Here is a 16,413-nt window from a genome sequence, read left to right on the forward strand (position 1 = left end):
TAACGCCCCTCCCCTTCAGGGGAGGGGCTAAAAAAAGGAACCGCCCATCCCCCGCCCCGCCCGCCTGTTCGCCGGAGACCAGCTCCGCGCCCTCCGCGCCTCGGTCGGGCTGAACCAGGCCGCGATGGCCGCGCGGCTCGGCGTGTCGGTCAGCTATCTCTCGCAGCTCGAAGGCGGCGTGCGCCCGCTCACCCCCAGCGTCACCGCCGCGTTGCGCCGCCATCACCCCGCGGCGCTTACCGATATCGAGGACGCCGCGCCCGCGCTACGGCTCGCCGCGCTCACCGATGCGCTCGCCGATCCGCTACTACCCCCCTCGCCCGCCGCCGATGCCATCGCGCGTCTCGCATCCGAGCGCCCTGAGATCGCCGATCGCTTCATCGCGCTCCACGCCGCGATGCGCGCGGCCGAGGAACGGCTCCAGATGGTCGAGGAACAGGCCACCGGCGGCGGCGGACGCAGGCCGTGGGAAGCGGTGCGCGACTGGTTCCACGATGCCGGCAATTACATCGATATCCTCGATCGTGCCGCCGAGCGCCTCGCCGCCGATCCGCTGGAAACCACGCTGGCCAGCCACGGCATCAAGGTACGCCTGAGCGATCAGACGATCGGCCCGCTGGCGACCTTCGACCACGATATTCTCACCCTCGACGCGACCATGCCGCCCGAGAGCCGCCGTTTCCAGATCGCGCACCGCCTCGCCGCGATCGCCTTCGCGCGCGAGATCGAGGATATCGTCGGCCAAGCCGATATCGACGGCGGCCCGGCAGCGCAAAATCTGCTGCGCATCGGCCTCGCCAATTACGCCGCCGGCGCGCTGACCATGCCTTATGCCGCCTTCCGCGCCGCCGCGCGCGAGACGCGCCACGATATCGACCGGCTGTGCCGCCGCTTTGGGGTGAGCTTCGAACAGGCCTGCCACCGCCTCTCCACGCTGCAACGCCCCGGGGCTGAGGGCATTCCGTTCTATTTCTGCCGCGTCGACATGGCCGGCAACATCACCAAGCGGCACAGCGCCACGCGTTTCCAGTTCGCCCGCTTCGGCGGTGCCTGCCCGTTATGGATCGTGCACGAGGCGGTCGCGATCCCCGACCGCATCGTCGTGCAGCATGCCGAAACGCCCGACGGCGTGCGCTACGTCTCGATGGCCAAGGGTCTCGTCAAACCGAGCGGCAGCTTCACCCGCACGCCGCGCCGCTATGCCGTGACCCTGGGCTGCGAGGCCGAACACGCCGCCGATTTCGTTTATGCCGACGCGCTGGACCGCCGCGCGCCCGCGACGCCGATCGGCATCTCCTGCCGCCTGTGTCCACGGGACGATTGCGACCAGCGCGCGTTCCCGCCAGCGGATCGGAGCATCGCGGTCGACCCCGACGTGCGCGGCACCGTGCCGTATCGGGTGGTCTGATCTTGCCAATTTTTGCCATCAGCATAGATTGCCGGGAATGAGCACGATGAACATTTCCCTGCCCGAACCCCTCAAGGCTTTCGTGGACGAACAGGTGGCGGAACGCGACTTCGGCACGAGCAGCGAATATATCCGCGAACTGATCCGCAATGAGCGGGATCGGGAAGCGCTACGTCGTCTCCTGATGGAGGGGGCCAACTCTCCTCCAAGCGTGGTGGCCGATGCGCAGTATTTCGAAGGCCTGAAAGCGCGCATCCGCAACCGCGCGAAAAAATGACATCAAAGCCGCTCGTTCTTCGCGTCGTTGCCGAAGAGGATATCGAGGCGGCGGCGGCATATTACACTGATACCGCTGGCGAACCCGTCGCCATCCGCTTTGCGGAAGCGCTCGACGCCGTCTTTGGCCTTATCGCAAGCCGCCCGGCGATCGGCTCGTCCCGGCTCGCGCACGATCTTCGGATCGCCGGGTTGCGCAGCCGCAAACTTAAGCGGTTCCCATATCTCGTCGTCTATATCGAGCGTGATCATCACATTGATATCTGGCGCGTGATCCATGTCCAGCGCGACATTCCGGGTTGGCTGCGGGAAGACGATTGACGATCAGCTTCCCGATTGCACTGTCCCCGACCCACCCCTATACGACGGCAATACACCAGAAGAGGGGTTCTGAATGCGCGTCTCCGTTGCCGTCCGCCTGTCCGCCGCCGCGATTGCGCTGGCCGTCGCCCTGCCTGCCCTATCGCAAGACGCCAAGAAGGCCGGCCCGGTCTATGGCAGCTTCGGCATCGACCTGACATCGCAGAAGAAGGACGTGAAGCCGGGCGACGATTTCTGGACCTTCGCGAACGGCGCATGGGACGCCCGCACGCAGATCGCCGCCGATCGCACCTCCGCCGGACCATCGGTGATCCTGGCGGATCAGGCCGAACTTCAGGTCAAGCAGATCCTGGCCGACGCCGCGCGCGATCCCGCCGCGACCGGCGCGGGCGCACAGCAGCTCGGCGATCTGTATGCCGGCTATATGGACCAGGCCGGGATCGAGGCCCGCGGCGCCGCGCCGCTCGCGCCCTATTTCGCCAAGATCGACGCGGCGAACGATCCGACCAAGCTGCAGATCCTGTTCTCGACCATCGGCTATGCCGCGCCGGTCGAGGTCGGCCAGATCCCCAATCCGGCCGATCCGAACCACTACACCGTGATCGCCGGACAGGGCGATCTCGGCATGGGCGGCCGCGACTATTACCTGCTGCCGGGTGCCAAATACGATGCCTTCCGGACAGCCTATCGCGCCTATGTCGAAAAGGTACTGACGCTGTCCGGCATCGCGGATGCCAGCGCGAAGGCCGACCGAATCATCGCGCTCGAAACCGCGATGGCCAAGGTGCAATGGTCGCCCGAGCAATCGCGCGATCTGGCCGCCTTGCTCAAGCCGATGAACGCCGAACAGCGCAAGGCGCTGGCGCCGCAATTCGATTGGGATCTGCAGCTGAAGACTGCCGGATACGAAGGCTATCCGATCGTCATCATGGCGCAATCGACCGCGCTGACCGAGATCGGCAAGATCTTCGCCGCGACGCCAGTGTCGACTTGGCAGGACTGGATGAAGTTCCGCCTTGCCGCCTCGATGTCCGGCGTGCTGCCCAAGGCGTTCGACGACGCCAGCTTCGCCTTCTACGGCAAGACCCTGTCCGACCAGCCCGAGCAGCGTGCGCGCTGGAAACGCGGCCTGGCCGTGGTCAACGGCGCGATGGGCGAGGCGGTCGGCGAGATTTACGTCAAGCGCCACTACCCGCCCGAGAGCGAAGCGAAGATGAGCGAGCTGATTGCCAACCTTCGCGCCGCGTACAAGGAGCGTATCACCGCCAACACCTGGATGGATGCCAAGACCAAGGAGCAGGCGCTGGCCAAGCTGGCCGCGTTCGATCCGCGCATCGGGCATCCGGTGAAGTATATCGATTATTCGACGCTCAAGATCGATCGCAACGATCCCGTCGGCAATGTGATCCGCGCGAGCGAATTCCAGCATCGGCTGGACCTCGATCGGTTGAAGAAGCCGGTCGATCGCAGCCTGTGGAACATGACGCCGCAGACGGTGAACGCCTATTACAGCCCGTTCACCAACCAGATCACCTTCCCCGCTGCGATCCTGCAGCCGCCGTATTTCGACCCAAAGGCCGATGCGGCGGTGAATTACGGCGCGATCGGCGCGATCATCGGCCACGAAATGGGCCATGGCTTCGACGATCAGGGCAGCAAGTTCGGCCCGAGCGGCAAATTCGAGAATTGGTGGACGCCCGAGGCACGCACCGCCTTCACCCAGCGCACCGCAGCGCTGAGTAAGCAGTATGACGGCTATGAACCGATCCCCGGCACGCACATCAAGGGTGCCCTGACTCTGGGCGAGAATATCGGCGATCTCGGCGGCGTCGAGACGGCCTATGCCGCGTTCCAGAAATATCAGGCGACACACGGCAAGGCGAAGACGATCGACGGGTTGACCGGCGACCAGCGCTTCTTCCTTGCCTATGCTCAGGCGTGGCAATCGAAGCTGCGCGAAGGCGCGGCGCGCGCGCGACTGCTGACCGATCCGCACTCGCCGCCCTTCTTCCGTGTCAACGGGATCGTTCGGAACGTCGACGCCTGGTATGCGGCGTTCGGGGTGAAACCGGGCGACAAATTGTATCTGGCACCCGCAGAGCGCGTACACATTTGGTAGGCCGCAGCGAGGCGGTCAGCAAAAGCTGATCGCCGGTTCGCCAAGCGAACGTAAACGACCGGTGGGCACGGCAAGGCTGCGTCCGGCGGGGCGGGATCAACTCCCGCCCCGGCCTCTCAAACGGTACGCAAACCCAGCCACCGCCCGGCAAAAGATCGTCGCAGAACCACCCGGTCCAGCAACAACACGGCCACCAGACTCGCCCCGAAAAGCGGCATTAGCACGCCAAGAACACTTACCGCCGCGATCAGCACCACCCCGAAACGCGGGCGCGACAACGGGATCGGTGCCCGGAGCAATCCCGTAGGTCGCCGACGCCACCACATCACGACCCCCGACACCGCAAGCATCACCAGCAACACAGCCGTCACCGTGCCCAGCACCTGATTGGGGAGCCCGAACAACGCGCCTTCGTGCGCGGCGATGCCGTAGCCTACCGCGCGGTCCACCCAATGCCGCTGAGCGAAATCCCGCCGTGTCAGCACCGCACCCGTCGTGCCATCGACGGTAAGCTGCGTGCGCAAGGGGCGATCGGCGGCATCCGACGTCACCGTCCACGCCTGCGTCGCCATCGCTGGCGGGGCGATCATCACGGGCGGCGCGATCAGTAGCGGTATGACGGTGGCGATCACACGATCGAGTTCGCCGGGGCGGGCCGTCATGTGACGCATTCCCATCCCGGCATGTTCGGCGTGATCGCCGAGCATCGTGCGTTCACCGGCAGGTGCGGCACCGATCTTCCAGTCGACCGGCCCGTCGGCAGTGCCGGTGATCGCGCGAACCTCCTTGAAATATCCGCCCCACGCCTTGGCCCAGGGCAACCCGGTCAGGATCAGCCCGAGTGCGAGCAACGACACCCAGATGCCCGACACGGCATGCAGATCACGCCAGAACAGCCTTTTGCCACCGCCCAGCCGCGGATAGACCACGCCGCCCAACCGCGCGCCGCCGCGCGGCCACCAGAGATACAGGCCGGAAAGGATCATCACCACCGCCCAGCACGCCGCAAGTTCGACCAGATAGCTGCCCGGATCGCCGGCCAGCAAGGTGCCATGCAGGCGCGAGATGATCCGCATCGGCTGATCTTCCTCACCGATCGTCTTCAGCACCCGTGCGGTAGCGGGATCGACATAGACGCGGGTCTGATCGCCGCCTTCGCTGACGATCACGCGAGCGGCATGGCCCGGCGCGTCGGGCATCTGATATTTGTGCAGCCGCGCGCCCGGCACTGCCGCCAGCGCCGCGGACACCTGAGCATCGGCACTTACCGACGGCGCGACGGCAAGGCTGTCGTAGGGCCGGTCGAGCCAAGCCTCGATCTGCGGCTTCCAAGTGTAGATCGCACCGGTGGTCGCCAGCCACAGCACGACTGGGACGCACAGCAAGGCGGCGTAGAAATGCCAGCGCCATACCGCGTTGTACCAGCGGCTGCCGGGGGGCTTCACGCTCATAACGACCACGTCACGTCGGCGCGGAAGGTGCGCTGGGGAAATGGGTGGAACAGAAAGTATTTGTCATTGCCGACATTATCGACGCCCAGCCCGAGCGCGTAATGGCGGTCGATCCGAAATTGCGCGCGCAGATCGACGACGAGATATTTGTAGAAGCCCTGATAGGTGTTGCCGACGAGGTCGAGATTGTCGAGCTGACCGTAGAGCCGGCTGGTGTAGCGCCCGGCGGCGGTGAGCGAGACCTGATCGGTCGGCCGCCAGGTTCCCACCAAAGTCGCCTTCCAGCGCGGCACGCCGGGCAGCAGCTTGCCGACCGCCGCCGGGAAGGCCGGGTCGGCCCGCGTCGTCGCATCGGCATAGGTCACGCTGCCGCTCAGGTCGAAGCGCGGCGCGACGTCGCGGCGCTGCACCGCCAGTTCCACGCCGCGCGCCCGCGTACGATCGACATTCTGGATGAAGGTCGCGGTCGTCGGCACGCCGTTGATCGGCAGGATCCCGGTTTGCGAGATCAGCGCATCGCGGACGATTTCGTTGAACAACGACATTCGGATCGTACCGCGATCGTCCCGATGCTCGATCGCCAATTCCCCGGATTGGGCATGTTCCGGCTTCAGGTTCGGGTTGGCCACGGTCGCGACCGGCGTCGTCACCACCTGATAGAGTTCGCCGACCGTCGGAAAGCGCCAGGCCTCGCCGAACGACAGTCGCGCGGTGAGCGCCGGCGCGAAGTTCCACGCGAGCGATGCCTTCGGCGAGAAGCGGTTGGCGCTACGTTGCGGCTGGATCGTCGTTACCGCCCCAAGGGAAGGCAGGTTCGCTCCATCATACGCCTTCCACCATTCGTAGCGGCCACCGGCCGTCAGCGTCAGGTTGGGGACGATCGTCCAGGCATCCTGCAGCCAGAGCGCGGCGGTGCGCGTCTTGCCCCGCGACTGCAGATTTGCCGCGCCCTGCCCGCCGGCAATCCAGTCGGTCGTCAGGAAGCGATTGCTGGCGATCTCGAACCGGTCGTAATGCCCGCCGGCGCTGATCGCATGACCGCCTGCGCGGTATCCCGCCTTGGCATCGAGGGTCCGCCAGCCGCTGCCGTCGAGGCGGGTAATCGTTCCCGCGCCGCCGGTCTGGGCGTTGGGCAGAGCGGTGGTGGGCATACGCTGGATGTCCTTGTCGTAATGGAACACCGTGCCGATCACCTGCCAGTCGAACCGCCCACCACCGCCGCCAGCCGACAGACTGTGCGAGATGTGGCGTTGCTCGGAATGATAGACCCCGGCGGAGAAGGTCGCCGGGGCAATCGTGTAGCTGCGGCCATCCAGATTGAACGTGCCGGCATAGGCCAGACCGGCGGCCGTGCTCAGATACGTGTCGGCGTGCGCATCGACATCGTTCAGGAACAGGCCACCGACGTAGGTGAGCCGCACCGAACCGAGATCGAGCGCCGCCTTCAGCTTGAAGCGATCCTGCAATTGATGCTCGATCGCCCCAGCGCCCAAAACGCGGATCGCGCCGCCGGTGCGGTTCAGATCGTCGAACCCGCCGCTCGCCGGCGCGCCGGTGGCACTGGTCGCAGCCGGACGCGAGGCGGTGATGTAGGTCAGCGGCTGGGCATGATTGTCGACATGCTCGGCGCTGGCGAAGATCGAGAGCGGCCCGAAGCGATCGCCGATCGTCGCGCCGATCTGATAGGCCGGCAGGATCGCCTTCGTGCCGTATTGGTCGAATTCCTGCACGCTGGTGCCCGCCTTGACGGTCGCCTCCAGCGCATCGGGAAGGCGCGTGGTGATGTTCACCACCGCGCCCATCGAATTGCCAGGATAAGCGGCCGAGAACGGGCCGTAGAGCACGTCGATCCGCGCGATTTCCTGCGGGCTCACCAGCCCCCAGCGCGGGCTGGCGTTGGTATTGTTGTTGCCGATCAATGCCGACAACAAGGCACCGTCGGCATAGACTAGGCTGCGCGCGCTCGCGCCGAGGCCGGAGGTGCGCGTGGCGAGCGGTGCCTGCGTGTCGCCGATATTGCGTTTCCGCACGATCAGGCTGGGCAGATATTTGAGCGTATCCTCGGTCGATGCCGCGTTGATCTTGGCGGCGATATCGCGCGCATCGATTTCGGCGCGCGACGACGGCGCATTCTCGATCCGCTGCTGTTTCTGGGCGACGACCAGGATGTCGTCGGCGGCGTCTTCATCGGCGGGGTGCGCATAAGCGGGCATGGCCGCGATGAGCGCAGCCACGCAGATTGCGCGCCGAAGCGCGCGGGTAGAGCGTGTCATGTAAAGTGTCCTCGACTGAACGGATGGCGCGGGTGCGCCGGATGAGGTTCAGGCGAGTGTGGGCGGTCCGGTCGAGGGCGGCGGTGGGGCGGCGAGGCCCTGACCGATATTGGGGATCAACCGTGCCGAGGGAACGGTCATGGCGGCAAGCGCAAGGGCAGCGGGCAGCGCGACCGGTGGCGTCGTCAGCGCGACCGCGACGCCCGCGCCGGAACAGGGGTGATCGCCGGCGGGATCGGGGTGGCGGTCGTTCGGCTTGTCCGGTGCAACGTGATGCTCCGCCCCTGCCATGCCGGCCATCGTCATCCCGGCCATGTCGTGAGCTGGCATGCCGTGCGCGCTCGGGGCGTTCGCCATGGGCACCGCGCCCATGCCCGAACACGGCGCCAGAACGAACCCGCCATCGGCAGTGAGCATCGGCATCCAACCCGCCGGCACCGCCACGCGCGCGATCAGCACGCACAGCAACGCTGCAATCAACAGATCGTGGCGCGCACGGGACAGGATGGAACTCAGTCGCATCGATCTGGCGTTTAGGCCCAGGGATTAGGCTCGGCAACAAGGCTTTTGGCCGATATCAGTCCCCTCTTTCCATGGAGGGGAGCGAGGAAGGCGACAGGCAAGATACGACGCGTCCTCGACTTTGCGCTCCCCTGCCCGCTCCTGTAAGACGCCCCGATGCCAGCCCTGTCCCGTCCGGCCCTCAAGAAGCCCGATCTCTTCACCCGGCCGTTCTTCGAACAGAAGAGCCGCGCGTTCTGGCGGCTGCAGGCGGCGGGATGGACCGGCTATCTCATCCTGCGCAGCGTCTCCAGCATCTCGAACGGTCCATCGCTCGACGTGATCGTGCCGGTGGTGATCGAGTCGATCGTCGGCTATTGCATCACGTTGCTGCTCTCCACGCTGTACGGTTTCTACCGTGGACTGCCGCGGATCAGTGCCATCCTGCTGACCATGGTGACGCTGGCGGTCGCGACCTTGCTCTATTCGGTGCTCGATGCCTTCTCCTTCTCGTTCATCAAGCTCGCCAATCCGGGGCTGAACCTGAACCTCGTGCTCGGCACCGTGTTCCTGAACTTCACCGTGCTGGCCGGCTGGTCGGCGCTGTATTTCGGGATCAACTTCTACCTGATCGTGGAACAGCAGATCGATCAGTTGCATGCACTGGGCAACCAGGCGTCGTCGGCGCAGCTGGCGATGCTGCGCTATCAGCTCAACCCGCATTTCCTGTTCAACACGCTGAATTCGATCTCCACGCTGGTGCTGCTGAAGCAGACCGAGCGCGCCAATGCGATGCTCAGCCGGCTCTCCTCCTTCCTGCGCTATACGCTGGCCAACGAGCCGACCGCGCATGTGACGATCCAGCAGGAGGTCGAGACGCTGAAACTGTATCTGGAGATCGAAAAGATGCGCTTCGAGGATCGGCTGCGCCCGCGCTTCGAGATCGACATGCGCGTCGAGAAGGCGAGATTGCCGTCGCTGCTGCTCCAGCCGCTGGTCGAAAACGCCATCAAATACGCCGTCACACCGAAGGAAGAAGGCGCCGAAATCGCCGTCGTCGCGCGGCTCGCCGGAGATCGCGTGCAGATCGCCGTATCCGACACCGGACCGGGCTTGAATGAAATGAAAGCGCGTCCAAGCCTTTCAACCGGGGTCGGCCTTGCCAATATCAGGGAGCGATTGGCGCAGGCTTACGGCCCCGATCATAGTTTCGAGACCCGTTCGCTGCCCAGCGGCGGGTATGAGGTCGAGATCGAGATACCCTTCCAGCTCGACGAGCCGGCAAGGGAACCGGCAAGAGAGGTTGCATGACGATTAGAACGATATTGGTCGATGACGAGCCGCTGGCGATCCAGGGGCTCGAACTTCGCCTGCAGGCGCACGAAGACGTCGAGATCATCGACAAGTGCCAGAATGGCCGCGAGGCGATCCGCGCGATCAAGACGCACAAGCCCGATCTGGTCTTCCTCGATATCCAGATGCCTGGATTCGACGGTTTTTCGGTCGTGCAGGGACTGATGGAAGTCGAGCCACCCCTGTTCGTGTTCGTCACCGCGTATAGCGATCATGCGCTGAAGGCGTTCGAGGCGCAGGCGGTGGATTATCTGATGAAGCCGGTCGAGGAATCGCGCCTGGCCGACACGATCGAACGCGTGCGCCAGCGCCTGGCCGAGAAGCGGGGCGTGGAGGAAGTCGATCGCCTGAAGGAAGTGCTGGCCGAGGTCTCGCCCGATACGGTGACCGATATCGTCGATGGCGGCGATCAGGTCTCGTCCAACCGCTTCGAGAAGCTGATCAACATCAAGGATCGCGGACAGATCTTCCGCGTCGATGTCGATACGATCGAGCGGATCGATGCGGCCGGCGATTACATGTGCATCTATACCGGCGACAACACGCTAATCCTGCGCGAGACGATGAAGGATCTGGAGAAGCGGCTCGATCCGCGCCGGTTCCAGCGCGTCCATCGCTCGACCATCGTCAATCTCGATCTGGTCAAGGAAGTGAAGCCGCACACCAATGGCGAATGCTTCCTGGTGCTGCAATCGAACGCGCAGGTTAAGGTGTCGCGATCGTACCGCGATGTCGTGGCGCGCTTCGTTCACTGATCCACGCTAGGGTGCGCCCGCCAACGGGGCGGGAGTATCGTTCGTGATCAACACCTTTCGCACCTTCAAAGCGCTGCACGTTCCGGGCGATCCGGTGATCCTGTACAATGCGTGGGATGTCGGATCGGCTCGCGCCGTGGCCGATGCCGGTGCCAAGGCGATTGCGACCGGCAGCCTGTCGGTTGCGGCGGCGCAAGGCTTTGATGATGGCGAGGCGATGCCGCTCGAACTGGCGCTCGCCGGCGCGGCCCGGATCGCGGGCGCGGTGTCGTTGCCCGTCACAATCGATTTCGAGGGCGGCTATGCCGTCGATCCTGACGACGTGGGCGAGAATGTCGCCAGGCTAGCGGCGACGGGCGCGATCGGCTGCAATTTCGAGGATCAGGTGATCGGCGGCGAAGGGCTGCACCCGGTCGAGATTCAGGCGGCGCGGATCGCCGGGGCACGGCGCGCGGCGGGGGAGGCGTTCTTTGTCAACGCCCGCACCGACATCTTCCTGCAGGCAGAGCGCGAAACGCATAGCGAACGGATGGTCGAGGCCGCGATCGTGCGGGCTCAGGCCTATGAAGCGGCAGGGGCGAGCGGTTTCTTCGCCGCGGGCCTGGCCGATCCGGCGTTGGTCGAGATGCTCTGCGCCGGGACCGACCTGCCGGTGAACGTCATCCCCCTGCCCGGCGGGCCGGATGTCGGGACGCTGGCGGCGGCGGGCGTGGCGCGGATCAGTTACGGGCCGCGTCCGTATCGCGCGATGCTGAAGCAGGTGGAAGAGGCTGCGCAGGCGGCGTTTGCCTGGCGGTAGGGGCGTGCCCCAGCCGTTCGCCCTAAGCCTGTCGAAGGGCGTTTTCAGGGTCAGGGAATGTGCTTCGACAAGCTCAGCACGAACGGAGGGGGTGTGACCTAGGGGTCAGCCCTCGGTCGGCTCTTCCGCGCCATTAGCCGGACGCTCGAACCAAGCCTCGACCGGGCCGCTATATTTGATCGTCAGCGGATTCCCCTTGCGATCGACCTTCTTGCCGAGCGCGACTCGGATCCAGCCTTCGGAGAGGCAATATTCCTCGACGTCGTGACGTTCGCGGTCGTTGAAGCGGATGCCGATGCCACGCGACAGCTTTTCTTCGTCGAAGAACGGGCTGCGCGGGTTGGAGGACAGGCGGTCGGGGGGAGTGTCGGTCATGGGCGCTGCCTTTGGCTTAAAATCGTCGCCGACGCCAGATGCGAAAACGGCGTGGGGATCGCTCCCCACGCCGCATGTCCGATCAATAGCAGACGCGGACCCGAACCGGACGATCGTAATAATCGTCCCAACGCCGTTCGATGCGGCAACTCTCGCGGTAATATCCACGATCGCGATAATAACCGCGCGGGGGCGGATAATACCCGCGATCGTAATAGCCGTTATAGCCCCGGTTGTAATACCCGCCGCGATAATAGCCGCGATCGTAATATCGATCCCGGCTGCTCGACGCGAGCGCCGCACCGACCGCGAGACCGGCGATCCCTGCTACGACGGCAGTTCCGGCACCGTTTCCACGATGACCGCGATAGTAACGCTGCGCCTCGGCCGGAGCCGCCGCAGTCAAGGCTGTTGCGGCAAGGGCGACGCCCAGACCGGCCTTTTGCAAGATGCTGTTCATGTTCATACTCCTCATGCCAGCAAGCCCTTTCCCCATCTGCCGATAACGCGGGAACCGACTAGCTTGTTGCATGCAGTACATGGTCCGGACTGAACGGACCCGGAATGCGACGTTTAGCCGCCGTTCAGGCGCGGCTTACGCCGGCGACATTGCCAGCCACGACCGAACGGCCGATACTCGTAGAGCGCGATCAAGGACGGGAGACGACATGGCCTATTGGCTGCTGAAATCGGAACCGGAGAGCTATGGCTGGGACGACCTGATCGCCGAAAAGACGACCGAATGGACCGGCGTGCGCAACCCCGCCGCGGCGTTGCATTTGAAGGCGATGCAGGTCGGCGACCGGGCATTCTTCTATCATTCGGGCAAACCCAAGGCGATCGTCGGCGTGGCCGAAGTGACGCGCACGGCCCGGCAGGACGGCAACGAGGCGCGCTGGGTTTCGGTCGAGATCAAATCGGTGGAGGCGATCGAACATCCGGTCACGCTCGCGGCGATGAAGGCCGAGTCGAAACTGTCGGGTATGGAGATGCTGCGCCAGTCGCGACTGTCCGTCTCTCCGGTCAGCGCCGCCGAATGGGCGACGATCCTGAAAATGGGTGCCTGAGCGGCACAAGCAACCTCACGACGCGTTGAGCGGCGATGACAATCCTCATCCCGGTCCTCGGCGACCAATTGTCCGAAACGCTCGCCAGTCTGCGGGATGTCGAACGCGCCGATGCGGTCGTGCTGATGATGGAGGTGCGCGCCGAGGCGACTTACGTCCGACACCATAAGAAGAAGATCGCGTTGATCTTCTCAGCGATGCGGCACTTTGCCGATGAATTGCGACATGCGGGGTGGACGGTCGATTACGTCGCGCTCGACGATCCGGCCACCACCCATGATTTCACCGGCGAGGTTCGACGCGCGGCCATGCGGCGCAAGGCGAGCGGCATCCGCGTGGTGGCGGGCGCGGAGTACCGGGTGCGGCAAATGCAGAACGAATGGTCCGATCGCACCGGCCTGCCGGTCGAGATCCTGGAGGACGACCGGTTCGTGTGCCCGCTGAGTGCCTTCTACACCTGGGCGCAGGGGCGGAAGGAATATCGCATGGAGTATTTCTATCGCGACATGCGCCGCCGCACCGGCCTGCTGATGACCGCCGAAGGCAAGCCCGAGGGCGGGGCGTGGAATTACGACAAGGACAATCGCGAGACGCCGCCGCGCGGGCTGAACTATCCAGCGCCTCTACGATTAAAGCCGGACGAGATCACCGACGCGGTGCTGGTACTGGTCGAGGCGGAGTTCGGCGACCATTTCGGGGATCTGCTGCCGTTCGAACTGCCGGTGACGCGCATGCAAGCGCGACAGGCGCTGGCCCATTTCATCGCCACGGCCCTGCCCGATTTCGGGCGCTATCAGGACGCGATGGTCGCCGGGCAGCACTATCTCTACCACAGCGTGCTGTCGCCTTGCCTAAACATCGGCCTGCTCGATCCGCTGGAGGTGTGCGAGGCGGCGGTGGCGGCATACGAACGCGGGGACGCCCCGCTCAATTCGGTAGAAGGCTTCGTGCGCCAGATCATCGGCTGGCGGGAATATATTCGCGGCATGTATTGGTGGGACATGCCGAAATTCGCCGGGCGCAATGCGCTGGCGGCGGAGCGGCCGCTGCCGGAATTCTACTGGACGGGCGAGACCGATCTGCGCTGCCTGAGCGAAAGCGTGGGGCAGACGAAGCGCGAGGCCTATGCGCATCACATCCAGCGGTTGATGGTGCTGGGCAATTTCGCCCTGATCGCGGGCGTCAGCCCGCAGGCGATCTCCGATTGGTTTCTGGTGGTATATTTCGATGCGTACGAATGGGTCGAACTTCCCAACGTCATCGGTATGAGCCAGTTCGCCGATGGCGGAATGATCGCGTCCAAGCCCTATGCCTCGGGCGGGGCCTATATCAACCGCATGTCGGATTATTGCGGGCGCTGCCGCTACGACGTGAAGCAGAAGACTGGACCGGATGCGTGCCCGTTCAACGCGCTGTATTGGGATTTCCTGGCGCGGCACGAGAAGCGGCTCGCCGGGAACATGCGGATGGGCAATATGTACGCGACGTGGCGGCGGATGTCGGACGATGCGCGAGCGGAGTATCGGGCGAGCGCGGCGGCGTTTCTGGAGACGCTGGAGCCAGCGCGAGAGGGTTGGGCGCGGAGATAGCGCGGAGTGATTCACCCCCGTTCGCCCTGAGCCTGTCGAAGGGCACGCAGCGCTTGGGCTTCGACGGGCTCAGGGCGAACGGATTTGGGTGGTGTTCTGAAATATCGCCAGAGCCGCGGCAAAGCCGCGGCGTTGGTCCTCGCTTTAGGCGAGGCCGGGCGGGCGGGCCTTGAGGCGCGCCGCAGCTTACGCTGCGGCTGGCCCGGCCCGCCTTACGCTGCGACCTTGGCGCGGCTTGCGCGCTTGCGCTCGTTCGCATCCAGATAGCGCTTGCGCAGCCGGATCGTCTTCGGTGTCACCTCGACCATCTCGTCATCGTCGACATAGGCGATGGCCTGCTCCAGCGTCATCTTCTTCGGCGGGGTCAGGCGGATCGCGTCGTCCTTGCCGCCCGACGCGCGGAAGTTGGTCAGCTGCTTGGTCTTCATCGGATTGACTTCGAGGTCATCCGGCTTGGCATTCTCGCCGACGACCATGCCCTCGTAGAGCTGCTCGCCATGCCCGACGAACAGGATGCCGCGCTCTTCCAGCGGGCCGAGCGCATAGCTGTTCGCCTCGCCCGCGCCGTTCGAGATCAGCACGCCGTTCTTGCGGCCTTCGATCTTGCCCTTGTGGGGCCCGTATTTCTCGAACAGCCGGTTCATGATGCCGGTGCCGCGCGTGTCGGACAGGAATTCGCCGTGATAGCCGATCATCCCGCGCGACGGTGCCGAGAAGGTGATGCGGGTCTTGCCGCCGCCCGAGGGACGCATGTCGGTCATCTCGGCCTTGCGGATGTTCATCTTCTCGACGACCGTGCCCGAATATTCGTCGTCCACGTCGATGATGACGGTTTCGTACGGCTCGGTCTTCTTGCCTTCTTCGTCCTCGCCGAACAGCACGCGCGGGCGGCTGATGCCGAGTTCGAAGCCTTCGCGGCGCATCGTCTCGATCAGCACGCCGAGCTGAAGCTCGCCACGGCCGGCGACTTCGAAGCTGTCCTTGTCCTCGCTCTCGGTCACCTTGATCGCGACGTTGGATTCGGCTTCGCGCGCCAGGCGGTCGCGGATCATGCGGCTCGTCACCTTGCTGCCCTCGCGGCCCGCCATCGGCGAGTCGTTAACGGCGAAGCGCATCGACAGCGTCGGCGGATCGATCGGCTGGGCGTGCAGCGGCTCGCTGACGCTCGTGTCGCAGATCGTGTTCGAAACGGTCGCCGTGGTCAGACCCGCGATCGAAATGATGTCGCCGGCATTGGCTTCGTCGGTCGGCACGCGCTCGAGACCACGGAAGGTCAGGATCTTGGACGCGCGACCGGTCTCGACGATCTTGCCGTCGTTATCCAGCGCGTGGATCGGCATGTTGGTCTTGACCGAACCCGAATAGACCAGGCCGGTGAGAATGCGGCCGAGGAACGGATCACGATCCAGCAGGGTCACCAGGAACTTAAACGGACCATCCGGATCGGCCGAGGGTGGCGGCACGTGATCGACGATCTTCTGGAACAGCGGGATCAGCGTCCCTTCGCGGCGCGCGGGATCCTCGCTGGCGTAACCGTTGCGGCCCGAGGCGTAGAGCACGGGGAAATCGAGCTGTTCGTCGGTTGCGTCGAGCGACACGAACAGGTCGAACACTTCGTCGAGCACTTCCTGGATGCGCTCATCGGGGCGATCGACCTTGTTGACGACGACGATCGGCTTCAGCCCGAGCGCCAGCGCCTTGCCGGTCACGAACTTCGTCTGCGGCATCGCGCCTTCCGACGAATCGACCAGCAGGACGACGCCGTCGACCATCGACAGGATGCGCTCCACCTCACCGCCGAAATCGGCGTGGCCGGGCGTGTCGACGATGTTGATGCGCGTCAGCGTGCCGCTGCCATCGTCCCATTCGATCGAGGTCGGCTTGGCGAGAATCGTGATTCCGCGCTCTTTTTCGAGGTCGTTCGAATCCATCGCCCGCTCTTCGACGCGCTGGTTGTCGCGGAACGTGCCGGACTGGCGGAACAGCTGGTCGACCAGGGTGGTCTTGCCATGATCGACGTGCGCGATGATCGCCACATTGCGGAGGCTCATAGGGGTATCCGGTGCTTTTGCTTGAAGTTGTAGCGCGCGCCCCTAGCGCAAATGTTGCACGGCAACAAGGCACGC

The 16,413-nt window shown here is 64.8% G+C and carries 15 protein-coding genes; 9 read left to right on the forward strand and 6 right to left on the reverse strand.

Features of this window, described 5'->3' with window-relative positions; translation table 11 throughout:
• The first annotated feature begins 46 nt into the window (after nt 1-46).
• The 4 genes from ASG11_RS14945 to ASG11_RS14960 all read left to right on the forward strand — a co-directional run bounded on the left by ASG11_RS14945 (nt 47) and on the right by ASG11_RS14960 (nt 4,124).
• On the forward strand, nt 47-1,408 hold the full coding sequence (locus tag ASG11_RS14945) for a helix-turn-helix domain-containing protein (RefSeq protein ID WP_055781832.1): 1,362 nt from the start codon (nt 47-49) through the stop codon (nt 1,406-1,408).
• A gap of 46 nt (nt 1,409-1,454) precedes the next feature.
• Nucleotides 1,455-1,685, forward strand: coding sequence for a type II toxin-antitoxin system ParD family antitoxin (locus tag ASG11_RS14950; protein ID WP_236697537.1), 231 nt, complete (start codon nt 1,455-1,457; stop codon nt 1,683-1,685).
• Nucleotides 1,682-2,005 (forward strand): type II toxin-antitoxin system RelE/ParE family toxin, encoded by a 324-nt coding sequence (locus tag ASG11_RS14955; RefSeq protein WP_055781838.1) that lies wholly within the window; start codon nt 1,682-1,684, stop codon nt 2,003-2,005. The genes ASG11_RS14950 and ASG11_RS14955 overlap by 4 nt, the downstream gene beginning before the upstream one ends.
• A gap of 73 nt (nt 2,006-2,078) precedes the next feature.
• Complete coding sequence (locus tag ASG11_RS14960) at nt 2,079-4,124, forward strand: M13 family metallopeptidase (protein WP_082472866.1); 2,046 nt, start codon at nt 2,079-2,081, stop codon at nt 4,122-4,124.
• Between the two features lie 116 nt (nt 4,125-4,240).
• Here ASG11_RS14960 and ASG11_RS14965 read toward each other — a convergent pair whose 3' ends face one another.
• From ASG11_RS14965 to ASG11_RS14975, 3 genes are read right to left on the reverse strand one after another with little or no spacing between them, the layout of a single operon-like run.
• Nucleotides 4,241-5,575, reverse strand: a complete 1,335-nt coding sequence (locus ASG11_RS14965; RefSeq protein ID WP_055781841.1) for a PepSY-associated TM helix domain-containing protein — start codon at nt 5,573-5,575, stop codon at nt 4,241-4,243.
• Nucleotides 5,572-7,848, reverse strand: a complete 2,277-nt coding sequence (locus ASG11_RS14970) for a TonB-dependent receptor (RefSeq protein ID WP_055781843.1) — start codon at nt 7,846-7,848, stop codon at nt 5,572-5,574. Before ASG11_RS14970 ends, ASG11_RS14965 begins: the two co-directional genes overlap by 4 nt.
• Before the next feature lie 48 nt (nt 7,849-7,896).
• Nucleotides 7,897-8,370 carry a hypothetical protein gene (locus ASG11_RS14975; protein WP_055781846.1) on the reverse strand — a complete coding sequence of 158 codons (474 nt, stop codon included), beginning with the start codon at nt 8,368-8,370 and terminating at the stop codon, nt 7,897-7,899.
• A gap of 156 nt (nt 8,371-8,526) precedes the next feature.
• On the opposite strand from ASG11_RS14975, the gene ASG11_RS14980 reads away from it, so the two are divergent.
• Genes ASG11_RS14980 through ASG11_RS14990 form a run of 3 tightly spaced genes read left to right on the forward strand, consistent with a single transcriptional unit; the run spans nt 8,527 to nt 11,256 of the window.
• On the forward strand, nt 8,527-9,660 hold the full coding sequence (locus ASG11_RS14980) for a sensor histidine kinase (RefSeq protein WP_055781849.1): 1,134 nt from the start codon (nt 8,527-8,529) through the stop codon (nt 9,658-9,660).
• Nucleotides 9,657-10,457: a LytR/AlgR family response regulator transcription factor gene (locus ASG11_RS14985; RefSeq protein WP_055781852.1), complete on the forward strand. Its 801-nt coding sequence runs from the start codon at nt 9,657-9,659 to the stop codon at nt 10,455-10,457. Before ASG11_RS14980 ends, ASG11_RS14985 begins: the two co-directional genes overlap by 4 nt.
• A 43-nt stretch (nt 10,458-10,500) precedes the next feature.
• Nucleotides 10,501-11,256 (forward strand): isocitrate lyase/PEP mutase family protein, encoded by a 756-nt coding sequence (locus ASG11_RS14990; protein ID WP_055781855.1) that lies wholly within the window; start codon nt 10,501-10,503, stop codon nt 11,254-11,256.
• A gap of 105 nt (nt 11,257-11,361) precedes the next feature.
• Here ASG11_RS14990 and ASG11_RS14995 read toward each other — a convergent pair whose 3' ends face one another.
• Nucleotides 11,362-11,631 carry a DUF3297 family protein gene (locus ASG11_RS14995; protein ID WP_055781859.1) on the reverse strand — a complete coding sequence of 90 codons (270 nt, stop codon included), beginning with the start codon at nt 11,629-11,631 and terminating at the stop codon, nt 11,362-11,364.
• An 82-nt stretch (nt 11,632-11,713) separates the two neighbouring features.
• Nucleotides 11,714-12,091, reverse strand: a complete 378-nt coding sequence (locus ASG11_RS15000; protein WP_055782775.1) for a hypothetical protein — start codon at nt 12,089-12,091, stop codon at nt 11,714-11,716.
• Nucleotides 12,092-12,299: 208 nt separating this feature from the next.
• Between ASG11_RS15000 and ASG11_RS15005 the strand changes: the two genes are divergently transcribed.
• Nucleotides 12,300-12,698 (forward strand): EVE domain-containing protein, encoded by a 399-nt coding sequence (locus ASG11_RS15005; RefSeq protein ID WP_055781862.1) that lies wholly within the window; start codon nt 12,300-12,302, stop codon nt 12,696-12,698.
• 35 nt (nt 12,699-12,733) lie between these two features.
• Nucleotides 12,734-14,287: a cryptochrome/photolyase family protein gene (locus ASG11_RS15010; RefSeq protein ID WP_055781865.1), complete on the forward strand. Its 1,554-nt coding sequence runs from the start codon at nt 12,734-12,736 to the stop codon at nt 14,285-14,287.
• A gap of 212 nt (nt 14,288-14,499) precedes the next feature.
• On the opposite strand, the gene typA is transcribed toward ASG11_RS15010, so the two are convergent.
• Nucleotides 14,500-16,338 carry a translational GTPase TypA gene (gene typA / locus ASG11_RS15015; protein WP_055781868.1) on the reverse strand — a complete coding sequence of 613 codons (1,839 nt, stop codon included), beginning with the start codon at nt 16,336-16,338 and terminating at the stop codon, nt 14,500-14,502.
• Between the last annotated feature and the right edge of the window lie 75 nt (nt 16,339-16,413).

Source organism: Sphingomonas sp. Leaf357 (assembly GCF_001423845.1).
Taxonomy (GTDB): domain Bacteria; phylum Pseudomonadota; class Alphaproteobacteria; order Sphingomonadales; family Sphingomonadaceae; genus Sphingomonas.